The sequence below is a fragment of the Microbacterium sp. genome (assembly GCF_036277215.1).
Lineage (GTDB): Bacteria > Actinomycetota > Actinomycetes > Actinomycetales > Microbacteriaceae > Microbacterium.
Genome location: NZ_DASUNI010000295.1, coordinates 1 through 14,255 on the forward strand (window position 1 = coordinate 1; position 14,255 = coordinate 14,255).

Annotated in this window: 16 protein-coding genes; 2 read left to right on the forward strand and 14 right to left on the reverse strand. The window is 69.0% G+C overall.

The features are described from left to right. The 9 genes from rsfS to rplU form a co-directional block, all read right to left on the reverse strand. A partial coding sequence (gene rsfS, locus VFX99_RS14370; RefSeq protein WP_329666977.1) for a ribosome silencing factor occupies nt 1–285 on the reverse strand: 285 nt, incomplete at its 3' end. After that, nucleotides 285–1,409, reverse strand: coding sequence for a hypothetical protein (locus tag VFX99_RS14375; RefSeq protein ID WP_329666978.1), 1,125 nt, complete (start codon nt 1,407–1,409; stop codon nt 285–287). The genes rsfS and VFX99_RS14375, both read right to left, overlap by 1 nt. Further along, nucleotides 1,406–2,002 carry a nicotinate-nucleotide adenylyltransferase gene (gene nadD, locus VFX99_RS14380; RefSeq protein WP_329666979.1) on the reverse strand — a complete coding sequence of 199 codons (597 nt, stop codon included), beginning with the start codon at nt 2,000–2,002 and terminating at the stop codon, nt 1,406–1,408. Before nadD ends, VFX99_RS14375 begins: the two co-directional genes overlap by 4 nt. Before the next feature lie 9 nt (nt 2,003–2,011). Beyond that, nucleotides 2,012–2,236: a hypothetical protein gene (locus VFX99_RS14385; RefSeq protein WP_329666980.1), complete on the reverse strand. Its 225-nt coding sequence runs from the start codon at nt 2,234–2,236 to the stop codon at nt 2,012–2,014. Between the two features lie 54 nt (nt 2,237–2,290). Continuing rightward, the gene (locus VFX99_RS14390) at nt 2,291–3,550 is read right to left on the reverse strand and encodes a glutamate-5-semialdehyde dehydrogenase (RefSeq protein WP_329666981.1); all 1,260 of its coding nucleotides are present in this window, start codon (nt 3,548–3,550) and stop codon (nt 2,291–2,293) included. Next, complete coding sequence (gene proB / locus VFX99_RS14395) at nt 3,547–4,404, reverse strand: glutamate 5-kinase (protein WP_329666982.1); 858 nt, start codon at nt 4,402–4,404, stop codon at nt 3,547–3,549. Before proB ends, VFX99_RS14390 begins: the two co-directional genes overlap by 4 nt. Next, nucleotides 4,401–5,921: a GTPase ObgE gene (gene obgE, locus VFX99_RS14400; protein WP_329666983.1), complete on the reverse strand. Its 1,521-nt coding sequence runs from the start codon at nt 5,919–5,921 to the stop codon at nt 4,401–4,403. The genes proB and obgE overlap by 4 nt, the downstream gene beginning before the upstream one ends. A gap of 109 nt (nt 5,922–6,030) precedes the next feature. Further along, nucleotides 6,031–6,288, reverse strand: a complete 258-nt coding sequence (gene rpmA, locus VFX99_RS14405; RefSeq protein ID WP_179432775.1) for a 50S ribosomal protein L27 — start codon at nt 6,286–6,288, stop codon at nt 6,031–6,033. 20 nt (nt 6,289–6,308) lie between these two features. Further along, entirely contained in the window at nt 6,309–6,617 is a 309-nt protein-coding gene (gene rplU / locus VFX99_RS14410) for a 50S ribosomal protein L21 (protein ID WP_314502097.1), read from the reverse strand. Nucleotides 6,618–6,784: 167 nt separating this feature from the next. Between rplU and VFX99_RS14415 the strand changes: the two genes are divergently transcribed. Beyond that, nucleotides 6,785–7,057, forward strand: coding sequence for a DUF4031 domain-containing protein (locus VFX99_RS14415; protein WP_329666984.1), 273 nt, complete (start codon nt 6,785–6,787; stop codon nt 7,055–7,057). Between the two features lie 41 nt (nt 7,058–7,098). On the opposite strand, the gene VFX99_RS14420 is transcribed toward VFX99_RS14415, so the two are convergent. After that, complete coding sequence (locus tag VFX99_RS14420; RefSeq protein WP_329666985.1) at nt 7,099–9,462, reverse strand: Rne/Rng family ribonuclease; 2,364 nt, start codon at nt 9,460–9,462, stop codon at nt 7,099–7,101. 285 nt (nt 9,463–9,747) lie between these two features. Between VFX99_RS14420 and VFX99_RS14425 the strand changes: the two genes are divergently transcribed. Beyond that, nucleotides 9,748–10,350: a vitamin K epoxide reductase family protein gene (locus VFX99_RS14425; protein WP_329666986.1), complete on the forward strand. Its 603-nt coding sequence runs from the start codon at nt 9,748–9,750 to the stop codon at nt 10,348–10,350. A 12-nt stretch (nt 10,351–10,362) separates the two neighbouring features. Here VFX99_RS14425 and ndk read toward each other — a convergent pair whose 3' ends face one another. The 4 genes from ndk to VFX99_RS14445 all read right to left on the reverse strand — a co-directional run. Then, entirely contained in the window at nt 10,363–10,779 is a 417-nt protein-coding gene (gene ndk / locus VFX99_RS14430; RefSeq protein WP_329666987.1) for a nucleoside-diphosphate kinase, read from the reverse strand. A gap of 3 nt (nt 10,780–10,782) precedes the next feature. Then, on the reverse strand, nt 10,783–11,196 hold the full coding sequence (locus VFX99_RS14435) for a DUF4233 domain-containing protein (RefSeq protein WP_329666988.1): 414 nt from the start codon (nt 11,194–11,196) through the stop codon (nt 10,783–10,785). Then, nucleotides 11,193–12,545 (reverse strand): bifunctional folylpolyglutamate synthase/dihydrofolate synthase, encoded by a 1,353-nt coding sequence (locus VFX99_RS14440; protein ID WP_329666989.1) that lies wholly within the window; start codon nt 12,543–12,545, stop codon nt 11,193–11,195. The genes VFX99_RS14435 and VFX99_RS14440 overlap by 4 nt, the downstream gene beginning before the upstream one ends. After that, nucleotides 12,542–14,255: class I tRNA ligase family protein (locus VFX99_RS14445; protein WP_329666990.1), on the reverse strand; the 1,714-nt coding region annotated here is incomplete at its 5' end. The genes VFX99_RS14445 and VFX99_RS14440, both read right to left, overlap by 4 nt.

The window sequence follows — 14,255 nt, forward strand, 5'->3', positions numbered from 1 at the left end:
GTGGAACACGTGGACGACCAGGTCGCCGAAATCCAGCAGGATCCATCGGGATTCCTGGCGGCCCTCGCGTCGCAGGCGCTTGTGTCCGCCTTCGAGGAGCTTGTCCTCGATCTCGTCCGCGATCGCGGCCACGTTCCGCTCGCTGCGTCCGGTAACGAGCAGGAAGATGTCCACCAGTGGCAGCGGGCCGGAGACGTCGAGGGCGACGAGGTCCTCGCCGCCCTTCGAATCGGCTGCTGCCGCAGCGATGTTCAGCATGTCGCGCGCTTGCTCGGTCGCCGTCATCAGAAGACTCCCGTCACGAACGCGAGGATGAGGACCCCGACCAGCGCGAGTGCGAGCACGCCGGCGGTGATCGCCAGCGTCAGCATCAGGCGTCCGCCCTTCTCCGGGGTCGGCGGCTGGATGATGTCGCCGCCGTTCTTGACGGTGCTGATCGCGGCGCTGGCGGCGATCGGCGTCGGAGACGAATGCGCGGGCAGCTCGCCGTCGACCAGCACCGCATCGACCTCTTTGCCGTCGGCGGTGCCGTTCGCGTGACCGGTCGATCCGAGACCGTCGGGCAGGTTGTACGTGCCGGTGATGATCACTTCGCCGGTCGCCGTGACGGGTGCCGAGAGAGGTGGAGCCGACGGCGTCTGCGAGAGGATGAGCGCATTGCCGGTGCCGACGGATCCGTTCATCGACCGCGAGATCAGCTGATCGAACGATGGAGGCAGCGCCGCCTGCACGGGCTCGCCCGCCAGGAGGTCGGCGCCGAACTGGGGGTTGACCACGGCGCGGTCGGGTTCCTCGGCGTCGGCGGAGTCTTCTGCGACGAGCTCCTCGAGCGGCTCGACGTTCTCAGCCTCGGTCGCCTCCGCGCGGACGTCGGCGGGCCGGTCCTCGGCGACTTCAGCGTGGGGTTCGGTGGGCTCCACCCCGAAGATCTCCGCGAGGCTCACGCTGCCGGACGTGGCATCCTCCGAGACGTCGTCCACCGGCGCTTCGGACTCGTCCCTCGAAGCTGCCGCCACCGATGCGGCGTGGGCCGCGGCGACCTCCGGCGTGATGACCGGCACCGAAGCCGTACGGATGCGCTCCTGCTGCCGTGCCTGCCGGCGTGTCAGCGGTTGGACACCCAGATCGACGCTGGCATCGGAGCCCGGCAGATCGTGGACGGCCACCGGCTCGGCGGCACGCGGCAGTGGGGCTGCCGCGTGAGCCGGGGCAGAGCTGTCCACCGACTCAGGCGTCGGAGCGGCCTCGCTCCCGGCGCCCGGTGCCGCGTCGGGCGCGGTCTCGCTCGACGCTTCCTGGGCATCGGCGGGCTCGTCGCCCGTGACGATCGGCGTGGACCCGGTGTTGCGGATGTCTCGCAGCTGCTTGCGGGTGAGGGCTGGTGTTGCCGGCTGCTCGGGTGTGCTCATTCCTTGCTCCGGTAGAGGTGATGCTTCGCAATGTATTGGACAACCCCGTCGGGAACGAGGTACCACACGGGATTGCCGTGCTGCACGCGATCTCGGCAATCCGTGGACGAGATGGCGAGCGCGGGAATCTCGAGTTGGCTGACGTCGTCAGTCGGCAGTCCGGCCGTGCTCAGCACGTGGCCGGGTCGGGAGACGGCGACGAAATGGGCGAGGTCCCACAACTCATCATGGTCCCTCCAACTGAGAATTTGCGCCAAGGCGTCGGCTCCGGTGATGAAGAACAGCTCGGTGTCGGGTCGCTGATTCTTCAATTCCCGGAGCGTGTCGATCGTGTACGTGGGCCCCGCGCGGTCGATGTCCACGCGGCTGACGGTGAACTGCGGATTGGATGCCGTCGCGATCACGGTCATGAGGTAGCGATGCTCGCTGGGCGAGACGTCATCCTTCTGCCAAGGCTGCCCGGTCGGCACGAAGACGACCTCGTCCAGGTCGAAGGACTGCGCGACTTCACTGGCGGCGACGAGGTGACCGTTGTGGATGGGGTCGAACGTCCCACCCATGACCCCGAGCCTCGGGGTGCGCGTCACCGACATGCAGTCGGCCTAGTGGCCGTGCCCCGCTTGCTGTGCGTCGTTCGCGTGGGCTGCCGCGTACGCGTCCGCCTTGTTCGAGTGCCGGTTCGAGACGTTCCGGTACGACAGCGTCACCAGCGCGAGAGCACCGAACACAGCGAGTGCCACGATGCCCCAGATCACTGTCTCGAGCGCGACGTTGCCGGTGTGCTCGGTCTCTTCGGCGGCGAGGACGAGAAGCGAGGCGATGGTCATTCGTGCTCCGTTCGGGATTCGCGTCGTGATGCAACGCGGTGTTCAGTTTACGGGTCAGGGCCGGACTTGTCCGAAACCCCGCGCCAGCCACTTGGTACTCGTCAGCTCGGCCAGCCCCATCGGTCCCCGGGCGTGCAGCTTCTGCGTCGAGATGCCGACCTCTGCGCCGAAGCCGAACTCGCCGCCGTCCGTGAACCGGGTGGAGGTGTTCGCCATGACCACGGCGGAGTCCACCTCTGCGAGGAAGCGCTCGGTGTTGGCGGCATCCTGGGTGATGATCGACTCGGTGTGGTGCGTCGAGTAGCGACTGATGTGCTCAAGCGCCTCGTCCAAGTCGTCGACGATCCGCATCGACACATCCAGGCTCAGGTATTCGGTGGACCAGTCCTCGTCGTTCGCGGGGACCACGCCGGCACCGATCCGAGCGACTTCGGCGTCGCCGTGCACGGTGACCCCGCGCTCGTTGAGCGCGGAGACCACAGCGGGCACGAGGCGTTCGGCGGCAGCGCGGTGCACGAGCACCGTCTCGACCGAGTTGCACACGCTTGGTCGCTGGACCTTCGCGTTGACCACGATGTCACGCGCCCACTCGAGCGGAGCGGACTCGTCGAGCACGATGTGCACAACCCCCGCTCCGGTCTCGATCACGGGGACGGACGACTCCGTCACGACCGTCTCGATGAGCTGAGCGCTTCCGCGGGGCACCAGCACGTCGACGATGCCGCGGGCGTGCATGAGCTCACGGGCGCCCTCGCGACCGAAGTCGTCGACGCTCTGGATCGCCTCCGGATCGATGCCGCGTGCCGCGAGCGCCCCGCGCATCGCGCGGACCAGCGCCGCGTTGGTCGACTCCGCCGCGGATCCTCCGCGCAGCACCACCGTGTTGCCGGAGCGCAGGGCGAGCGCGGCGATGTCGACGGTGACGTTCGGGCGTGCCTCGTAGATGGAGCCCACGACGCCGAACGGAACGCTCACCTTCGTCAGCACGACGCCGTTGGGCAGCGTCCGCTCATCGAGCACCCTGCCCACTGGATCGGGCAGCTGGGCGATGTCCCGAACGGCTGCGGCCAGCGCCGCCACTCGGGTCTCGTCGAGGCGGAGCCGGTCCTGCAGGGCGGTGGACAGTCCGGTCGCGCGGCCTCGCTCGAGATCCTCGGCGTTGGCGGCGACGATCGCGGGGGTCGCATCGTCGATCGCGTCCGCGATCGACAGGAGCGCGTCGCGCTTGGTCGCATCGTCGAGCAGGCCGACGGTGCGCGCGGCCGCCTTGGCGAGCAGCATCCGCTCGCGCGCGGTTGTCGCGGTGGTCGTCATCCGCCCAGTGTATCGACGGCGTGCGGCGCGCCCGTCCTGCGGAGCGGGCCGGTGAGGGGCATCGAGACCGGCTCGGGATGCGGATCGAACCAGGTGCCGATGTCATCCCCGCGGAGAGCGCGATCGACCAGATCGGCGCTCGTCACCAGCACACCCACCCCGGATGCCGCGGCCACCCGCGCCGCGGAGACCTTGGTGGCCGCCCCGCCGGTTCCGACGCTGTTGACGACCACCGAGCCGAATTCGTAGCCGCGCAGGTCGTCGCCGTACTCGATCCGCTGGATCGGGCGCGCGCCGGGCTCGTCGGGCGGTCGCGTGTAGAGGCTCTCGATGTCGCTGAGCAGCACGAGGGCATCGGCACCGATGAGGGAGGCCACCAGCGCCGCGAGGCGGTCGTTGTCGCCGAAGCGGATCTCGTGCGTGGCGACAGTGTCGTTCTCATTGACGATAGGCAGGATTCGCAGGCCGAGCAGGCGCTCCATGGCGCGCCGCGCGTTCGAGCGCGGGGTGGGATTGTCGAGGTCGCCGGCGGTCAGCAGCACCTGCCCGGCGATGATGCGGAAGGACCGCAGGGCCTCCTGGTATCGGTAGATCAGCACGTTCTGGCCGACCGCAGCGGCGGCCTGCTGCGTGGCGAGGTCGGTCGGACGCTCACCGAGTCGCAGGTACGGCATTCCGGTCGCGATGGCGCCGGACGAGACGAGGACCACCTCTGTGCCGCGCGCGTGCGCTTCGGCGAGCGCATCCACGATGGGCTGGATCTTGCCGGCATTCTCACCGCTGATGGAGGACGAGCCCACCTTCACGACGATCCTGCGCGCCGTGGGGATGTCGGCGCGGGTCGACGCGGTCACGCCTGCCCCTCGTCGTCGCCGCCGATCTGCGTGGCCTTGGCGGCGATGCGCTCGGTCTCCAGTTCGGCGCGAGCCTCGGACTTCGCGTCCATCCGCTCGTAATAGCGTTCGCGCCGCTGGGAAGTCGTGCGGCGCGGATTCAGATCGAGGCGCGGGTCGGTGCCGCGCGGCGCTGTCATGAGCTCCGCGACCGAACCCAGAGAGGGCTGCCAGTCGAACACGACGCCGTCACCCTCACCGATCACGACTGTCGATCCGGGCTGGGCGCCGGACTTGAAGAGCTGGTCCTCGACCCCGAGCTTCTCCAGGCGGTCGGCGAGGTAGCCCACGGCCTCCTCGTTCTGGAAATCTGTCTGCTGCACCCACCGCAGTGGCTTGACGCCCAGAACGCGGTAGATGTCGCCGTAGGTGCCGCCCTCCACGCGGATCGTGAACTCGCGCTCCGAGCCATGGGGGCGGATGACGATCCGCTCGACGACCGGCTTGGCCGCTTCGGCGACGCGGTGCGCGGCGACGAGATCGCCGAGGGCGTACGTCAGCTGACGCAGACCCGCATGGCTGACCGTCGAGATCTCGAAGACGCGGAATCCGCGCGCTTCCAGATCGGGGCGGACCAGTTCGGCGAGATCCTTCGCCTCGGGCACGTCGACCTTGTTCAGCGCGACGATCTGGGGGCGCTCGAGCAGCGGCACCTGCCCGTCCGGGACGGGGTAGGCGGCGAGTTCGGCCAGGATCACGTCGAGGTCGCTCAGCGGGTCGCGGCCGGGCTCCAGCGTCGCGCAGTCGAGCACGTGCACCAGGGCCGTGCAGCGCTCCACATGGCGGAGGAACTCCAGCCCCAGGCCCTTGCCCTCGCTGGCGCCCTCGATGAGGCCTGGGACGTCCGCAACGGTGAAGCGCACCTCACCGGCCTGGACGACCCCGAGGTTGGGGTGGAGCGTGGTGAACGGGTAGTCCGCGATCTTGGGACGCGCCGCCGAGATCGCGGCGATCAGGCTGGACTTGCCTGCGGACGGGTAGCCGACCAGCGCCACGTCGGCGACCGTCTTGAGCTCCAGGAGAACGTCGCCCTCCCAGCCGGGCGTGCCCAGCAGCGCGAAACCCGGGGCCTTGCGCTTCGGGTTCGCCAGCGTCGCGTTGCCGAGACCGCCGATGCCGCCGGGAGCGACGATGAATCGCATGCCGGGCTCGATCATGTCGACGAGGGTCTGACCGGAGGCGTCCTTGACCACGGTGCCGACGGGTACGGGCAGATCGAGCGTCTCGCCCGCGGCTCCGGAGCGGTGATCGCCCATCCCGAAGCCGCCGTTGCCCGCGGAGCGGTGTGGAGAGTGGTGGTACGAGAGCAGCGTCGTCACATTCGGGTCTGCGACCAGCACGATGTCGCCGCCGTGCCCGCCGTTGCCGCCGTCGGGGCCGGCCATCGGCTTGAACTTCTCGCGTTTCACCGAGACACAGCCGTTGCCGCCCTTGCCGGCGGACAGGTGCAGCGTCACTCGGTCGACGAATGTGACCATGCGCTCCCCCTCGGGTTCTTCGTGCTCGATTGAATTTGCCGGACCCGGCTAAACGAGAGGGGGCGAGCCGAAGCCCGCCCCCTCCACGTCGAAATCTGCGTGCGGCGGACTACTCCGCCGGGACCACGATGTTGACGACCTTGCGGCCGCCCTTCGCGCCGAACTCGACGGCGCCCGCCTCGAGGGCGAACAGGGTGTCGTCGCCACCGCGACCGACGTTGACGCCCGGGTGGAAGTGCGTACCGCGCTGGCGGACGATGATCTCGCCGGCGAGGACCTTCTGGCCGCCGAAGCGCTTCACGCCGAGGCGCTGAGCGTTGGAGTCACGACCGTTGCGGGTGGAGCTTGCGCCCTTTTTGTGTGCCATGTCCTGAGTCTCCTCGGTGCTTACTTGATGCCGGTGACCTTGACGCGCGTGAGGTCCTGACGGTGCCCCTGGCGCTTCTTGTAACCGGTCTTGTTCTTGAACTTCTGGATGACGATCTTGGGACCGCGCTCCTCGCCGAGAACCTCGGCGGTCACGGTCACCTTGGCGAGCTTGTCGGCGTCGGTCGTCACGGCATCGCCGTCGACGAGCAGCACCGCGGGGAGCTCGATCTTGTCGCCGATCTTCGCGGACTGGCGATCGAGGACGACGATCGTGCCGACCTCGACCTTCTCCTGCCGGCCACCGGCGCGCACAACTGCGTAAACCACTTCATACCTGTTTCTTCGGGGAGCGCGCGGCTCCGGATGCCTGAGCAAGACTCGGTGCGGAAGCAGAAATGTCGTCGACGCACCAAAGGAATACTTTACCGGATGCCCGGGCCACAAGCAAAAGCGCCGAACCGCGTGTCGTGCCGCGCCGTGCGTAGGATCGGGGCGTGGCAATCCTCATCGATGATCCGCGCTGGCCCGCGCACGGTCGGATGTGGGCGCACCTGGTCAGCGATTCGAGCCTGGACGAGCTGCACGCGTTCGCTGCGGCGAACGGCATCCCCCGACGTGGATTCGATCGCGACCACTACGACGTGCCCGACGACGCGCACGCCCGGCTGGTTGCGGCGGGTGCCCGCCACGTCGACGGGCGCACGCTCGTGCGGGCCCTGATCGGCTCGGGTCTGCGGGTGACCGCGCGTCAGCGCCGACTGTCCTGAGCCTGCCGAAGGGCGCGAACGTCGCGGACGTCCGCCGGGCTCTACTCGTCCGCAGGCGCGTGCGCCACGGGAGTGCCCGTCAGTGCTGCGGTCGTCACGCGCCGTCGTGAGCGACCCTGGCCGGGAGCCTTGGGCTCGGGAAGCGCGCTCAGCACCGAGTCCAGCAGCAGGTCCTTTTCGGTGCGGGGAGACTTGGACGCGGCATCCTGGCGCTTCTTGCGCTTCTTGGGACGCTGCTCCACCGGCGCCTCCTCGGCGGGTGCGGCAACCGGCGCCGCCTCCTCCTCGTGGTGCGAGTGGATGGTGGAAGCGGCGATCTGAGCGAGCGCGGACTTGACACCCTCCGTGATGACGTGAGTGCCGCCTGCTCCCCCGCTCGTGCTCGGCGTCGCCGTGCGCGGGCGACGGCCCGAGGGCGATCCGTTGCCGATCGGGGAACGGTGCTTGACGACCGGGTCATGGTGGATCACGATGCCGCGCCCGGCGCACACCTCGCACGGCTCGCTGAATGTCTCCAGCAGGCCGAGACCGAGCTTCTTGCGCGTCATCTGCACGAGGCCGAGCGATGTGACCTCGGCGACCTGATGCTTCGTGCGATCGCGGCTGAGGCATTCGACCAGTCGGCGCAATACGAGGTCGCGGTTCGATTCGAGCACCATGTCGATGAAGTCGACCACGATGATGCCGCCGATGTCGCGCAGCCGCAGCTGCCGCACGATCTCTTCGGCAGCCTCGAGGTTGTTCTTTGTGACGGTCTCCTCGAGGTTTCCGCCCGATCCCACGAACTTCCCGGTGTTGACGTCGACGACGGTCATCGCCTCGGTGCGGTCGATCACGAGCGAGCCGCCGGAGGGAAGCCAGACCTTGCGGTCCAGGGCCTTCTCGATCTGCTCGGTGACGCGGAATTCGTCGAACGGATCCGCCTGACCGTCGTACACGGCGACGCGCTCGATCAGGTCGGGCGCCACGCTTTCGAGGTAGGCCGTGATCGTCTGGTGCGCCTCCTCACCCTGGATCAGCATCTTCGTGAAGTCCTCGTTGAAGACGTCGCGGACGATCTTGACCAAGAGGTCGGGCTCGGAATGCAGGAGGGCCGGGGCCTGAATGGACTCGATCTGCCGGCTGATGTGCTCCCACTGCGTCGTCAGGCGCTGCACGTCGCGAGTCAGCTGGTCCTCGGTGGCGCCTTCGGCCGCGGTTCGGACGATGACGCCCGACGACTCGGGCAGCACCTCCTTGAGGATCTTCTTCAGGCGCGCCCGCTCGGTGTCGGGCAGCTTTCGGGAGATGCCGTTCATGGCGCCGCCCGGGACGTACACGAGGTAGCGGCCCGGCAGGGAGATCTGGCTCGTCAGGCGCGCACCCTTGTGCCCGACCGGGTCCTTCGTGACCTGCACGAGCACGCGATCGCCGCTCTTGAGCGCGAGCTCGATGCGCCGGGGCTGGTTGCCGGTCTCGACGGCGTCCCAGTCGACCTCGCCCGAGTACAGCACCGCGTTGCGTCCGCGGCCGATGTCGACGAACGCGGCCTCCATGCTGGGCAGCACGTTCTGAACGCGGCCCAGGTAGACGTTGCCGATGAGCGACGCATCCTGGTTGCGCGCGACGTAATGCTCCACGAGCACGTTGTCCTCGAGCACCGCGATCTGCACGCGACCGTTCTTCGAGCGGACGATCATCTCGCGATCGACTGCCTCGCGACGGGCGAGGAACTCCGCCTCGGTGACGACGGCGCGGCGACGGCCGGCTTCGCGGCCGTCCCTGCGGCGCTGCTTCTTCGCCTCGAGCCTCGTGGATCCCTTGATGCGCTGCGGCTCGGTGATCAGCTCGACGGCGCGCTGACGGGGCTGCTGCGGCTCGGGCGGACCGGACGTCTCGTCGCGATTCTCTCCAGTGCGGCGGCGATTGCGGCGCCGCGCGCTCGTCGATGACGCCTGATCGGCAACGGGCTCCGGTTCGGGCCGCGGCGGAAGCGCGGCGATCTCGGGCGCGTAGAAGACGAGCTCGGTCGACACGGCCGACACGAAGACCTCCGGCAGGAGCCCCAGATCGACGGCCGTCTTGGGCGCGGAATCCTCTGCGGGTGCTTCGGGCTCGCCCGCCTCGCTGGACGTCTCCTCTCCGACGTCATCCGTCGGACCTGCGGCCTCAGCCTCGTCCGGTCCTGCGGCCGGCTCCTCGACTGCGGCTTCGTCGACTGCGGCTTCGTCGATTGCGGCTTCGTCGACTGCGGCTTCGTCGGCTGCAGCTTCGCCAGCTGCGGCCTCGTCGGCTGCGGCTTCACCAACTACGGCCTCGTCGACCCCGGGCTCGGCGCCCAGACCCGTCGCATCGGCCGCGTCGTGCGCTACCGGTGTGTCTGAGTCGTTGTCGGGTTCGGTGTGTGCATCGTTCTCATCGGCCATCACTGGCTTACTCCCTGCGGGCGACACCGCGCGTCGCCCGACGAAATCTCGTGCGGTGCCGCACCTGCGGTGCCGCTTGCTCACTCGGTCTGCAGCCGGCCCGTGGCTCGTGCTGCGAAGGGCTCTCATAGCCCGAAGTCTTCTGTGATGCGTGTTGCGGCGCGGCCGCGACGCATCGCTGCCATTATCGCACTTTCACCGCGCGAATGTGCCGTGGCGCACCAGCGGCATCTTGACGGGCCTCCCTCGGGTTCACGCTCAGCGCTCGATGTCATAATCCGAGGCATGACGCAGCCGCGCACGTCCGCACGCCCGACGGCCCTGGCGATCTGGCTGATCGTCGCCGGCGTCATCGGCTGGTGGGCGGCGTTCTCGCTGACGATGGAGCGGCTGCAGCTGCTCGAGGATCCGGATGCGATTCTCGGCTGCGACATCAGCCCTCTCGTGCAGTGCGGGAAGAATCTCGAATCGTGGCAGGGCAGCGTCTTCGGCTTCCCCAACCCCATCCTCGGCCTCACGGGATGGATGGCGCCTGTCGTGGTAGGGGTTGCGATCCTCGCGGGCGCACGTTTCGCCCGCTGGTTCTGGCTGCTCTTCGAGATCGGACTGGCGTTCGCGTTCGCATTCGTGCTGTGGCTGATCGGTCAGAGCGTCTTCGTGCTCGGAACGCTGTGCCCCTGGTGCATGGTGACGTGGGTGGTCACGATCCCGACGTTCTACGCCGTGACGCTGCACATCCTGCGACGGGGCATCGTGCCGGCATCGCCCTCCGTGCGCCGCGCCGCGGACCGGCTGATGAGCTGGCTGCCGCTGCTGGCCGTGCTGAGCTACGCGATCATCGCGATCATCGCGCAGGTGCGCCTCGACGTCCTCGGCGCGGTCTTCTGACCAGGTGTTCGATCAGGGGAACCAGATGTCCAGCTCACGTCCGGCCGACTCAGCGCTGTCGGAACCGTGGACCAGGTTCTGCTGCACCTTGAGCCCCCAGTCGCGGCCGTAGTCGCCCCGGATCGTGCCGGGGGCGGCCGTCGTCGGGTCGGTCGTCCCGGCCAACGACCGGAAGCCCTCGATCACGCGGTTGCCGGCCAGCCGGATCGCGACGGAGGGTCCAGACATCATGAACTCCAGCAGGGGCTCGTAGAAGGGCTTCCCTTCGTGCTCGGCGTAGTGCCGCTCGAGCGTCTCGCGATCGGGCTCGACCAGACGGATGTCGACCAGCGAGTAGCCCTTCGCCTCGATGCGGGCGAGAATCGCGCCGGTCAGCCCGCGCGCCACGCCGTCCGGCTTGACGAGCACGAGAGTCTCTTCGGTGGCCATGTGTCAGTCTCCGTTCGCGGTGTCGGCTTCGGAGGCCAGCCGCGCGTTGCGCGCGTCCAGCGAAGCCCCCTTGATCGTCGCATACGCCCACATGCCACCGAAAATGAGCGCCACGAGGAAGAGGCCGGGCACGAGGAAGCCGGCGAGGGCGACGATCCCCTGCAGCACCCACCCGAGGACGATTCCCCAGCGGTAGCGGAGCACCCGCGCGGTCAGCACCATCACGATCGCCAGAACCGCTCCGCCGACGATGCCCCACCACGGCGCTATCGGCTCGGGCAGCGCACGCAATCCGTAGACGGCCAGTCCGCCCAGGAACACGATGACCGATTCGAAGGCCAGCACGATCGAGCCGAGCGACTCCGCGGCACCGCGTGCTCGACGCCTGCGTGGCACTTCGGCTGCACGACCGCTCACTCGCTCCACCCCGCCTTCCAGTCCTCTTCCGCGGCGAGGCCGACCGCTTCACCGGCCAGCACGACCGAACCGGCTATGACGACGGCGCGACGATCGGATGCCGCGGCCCACGCGCGCGCGGCCTCCGCCGCATCCGTCACGCCGGCGTGCACCGTCACCGGCACGCCCTGCGCCTCGGCGAGATCCGCGATGCGGTCCGCGTCGTTCGCCCGCTCCGAATCCGGGGCCGTGGCGAACACGTGCGCGGCGAGCGGCGCGAGCGCCGCGACGATGCCGGCGGCATCCTTATCGGCGAGCACACCGAGCACGACGCCCCACTCGTCGAAGTCGAACGATGCGCCGAGCGCCGCGGCCAGTGCTCGCGCGCCGTGCGGGTTGTGGGCGGCGTCCACGATGACGGTCGGACTGACACCGACCAGCTGGAGGCGTCCCGGCGAGGTGGCCTGGGCGAGCCCCTCGGCCAGGACGTCGCCCGTGATGGGCTGGGACCCTCCGCCGATCAGGGACTCCACGGCCGCGATCGCCAGGGCGGCATTCTGCGCCTGGTGGCCGCCGAACAGGGGCAGATATTCGTCGTCGTACACCCCGGCGATGCCGCGGACCGAGATCAGCTGGCCGCCCACGGCGAGGCGTGCGTCGGTGAGCGCGAACTCCCGGCCCTCGAACGCGATCGTGGCATCCTTCGCCGTCGCGGCGGCGCGCAGCACGGCCTCAGCGGCGGCGTCCTGCCGAGCCGAGACGACAGCGGCGCCGACTTTGATGATCCCCGCCTTGACCTCGGCGATCGCACGGATGGTGTCGCCGAGCCGGTCGGCGTGGTCGATGTCGATGGGGGTGAACACCGCCACGTCGCCGTCGGCGGTGTTGGTGGAGTCCCAGGACCCGCCCATCCCCACTTCCAGTACGAGAACGTCGATCGGCGCGTCCGCGAACGCGACGAAGGCGAGCACCGTCAGCAGCTCGAAGAACGTCAGTGGCGCGTCATCGGCCGCCGCGAGCTCGGCGTCGACGAAGTCGACGAAGGGGGCGATCTCGTCCCAGGCGTCTGCGACGGCGGCATCCGACACCGGTTCACCGTCGATCATGATCCGTTCCGTGAAGCGCTCCAGGTGGGGACTGGTGAACAGGCCGGTACGCAGGCCGTGCGCGCGGATCAGGCTCTCGATCACGCGACTCGTGGAGGTCTTGCCGTTCGTTCCGGTCACATGGACGACGCGGTAGGTGCGCTGCGGGTCATCCAGGAGCTCCAGCACGCGCCGGGTGCGTTCCACCCGCGGCTGCACCCACTGCTCGCCCTGCCGCTCGAGCAGCGCGTCGTAGACGGCGTCGGCGCGACTCCGGTCGCTCATCGTGTCGCCTCGACCTTCGTCACCGCGACGGTGAAGTCGCCCGCGTTCCCGAAGGTCCCCTTCGCGAACTCCGTGGCGTGGTCGACTCCGGCCGGCGACGCGATCGAGCGGTGGTCGCCGTTTCCGAGCATCGTCTCGCCGTCGAAGTCCGTGACCGCGTACTCCACCGCGAGGGTCTCACCCGCGACATCCGCAATGTCGAACGCCGAGGCGACCGCCTCGCCGTCTGTCGCCGAGTGGAATGAGAGAACCAGTCGGATGCGGTCGCTCACGTCGAAGCCCGCCGCCTTCCGGGTGTCCTGCACTGCCCGGATGACGTCGCGCGCGAGACCCTCCGCTTCCAGCTCGGGAGTCGAGGTCGTGTCGAGCAGCACGAAGCCGCCGCGCGGCAGTACGGCCAATGCCTCGCCCTCCGGGCGGCCCGTGGTCTCGAGGACGAGATCGTATTCGCCGGGTTCCAGCTCGATCGACCCGGCCGTCACAACGCCCTCGGTCGCAGACCAGTCGCCCGCCTTCGCCGCCTGGATCGCCTGCTGCACCCGCTTGCCCAAGCGCGGTCCCGCCGCGCGGGCGTTGACGGAGAGCCGGTTCGAGATGCCGTACCGCGACGCGGTGTCGCCCTCCAGATCGACCAGCTCAACGGTCTTGACATTGAGCTCCTCGCGCAGGATGTCTTCGAACTGCGCGAGTGCAGCGGCATCCGACACCACCACCGTCAGACGCGCGAGCGGCAGGCGCACGCGCTTGCCCTCGCGCTTGCGCAGCGCGTTCGCGACCGACGAGACCTCCCGTACCGCGTCCATCGCCGCGCGGATGTCATCCGCCGCGGGGAACGCGTCGGCATCCGGCCAGTCCTGCAGGTGGACGCTGCGACCGCCGGTCAGACCCTGCCACACGCGCTCGGAGACGAGCGGGATGAGCGGTGCCGCGACGCGCGTGAGCGTCTCGAGCACGGTGTACAGAGTGTCGAACGCCTCGCGGCTCTCCGGGTCGGCGGTCACGCCGACCCAGAACCGGTCGCGCGAGCGCCGGATGTACCAGTTGGTGAGCGCCTCGCCGAATTCGCGCAGCTTCGCGGCGGCCATCGTCGAATCGAGCCCGTCCATGTCCGCCGCGACTCCGCGGACGAGGTCGCCGGTCAGCGCCAGGATGTACCTGTCGAGCACGTCGGTCGAGTCGGTTCGCCAGGTTGCCTGGTAGCCGGCGCCGCCGGGGCCGGACGCGGCGTTGGCGTAGGTCGAGAAGAAATACCACGCGTTCCACAGCGGCAGCAGGAACTCGCGCACTCCCTGCCGGATGCCCTCCTCGGTCACGACGAGGTTGCCGCCGCGCAGGACCGAGCTGGCCATCAGGAACCAGCGCATCGCGTCGGAGCCGTCCCGGTCGAACACCTCGTTGACGTCCGGGTAGTTCTTCAGCGACTTGCTCATCTTCTGCCCGTCGCTGCCCAGCACGACGCCGTGGCTGATGCAGGAGGCGAACGCCGGCCGGTCGAAGAGTGCCGTCGCCAGGATGTGCATGGTGTAGAACCAGCCCCGGGTCTGGCCGATGTACTCCACGATGAAGTCACCGGGATAGTGGTGCTCGAACCAGTCGGCGTTCTCGAACGGATAGTGCACCTGCGCGTACGGCATCGACCCGGAGTCGAACCAGACGTCGAGGATGTCGGAGACGCGGCGCATGGTCGATCGGCCGGTCGGGTCGTCGGGG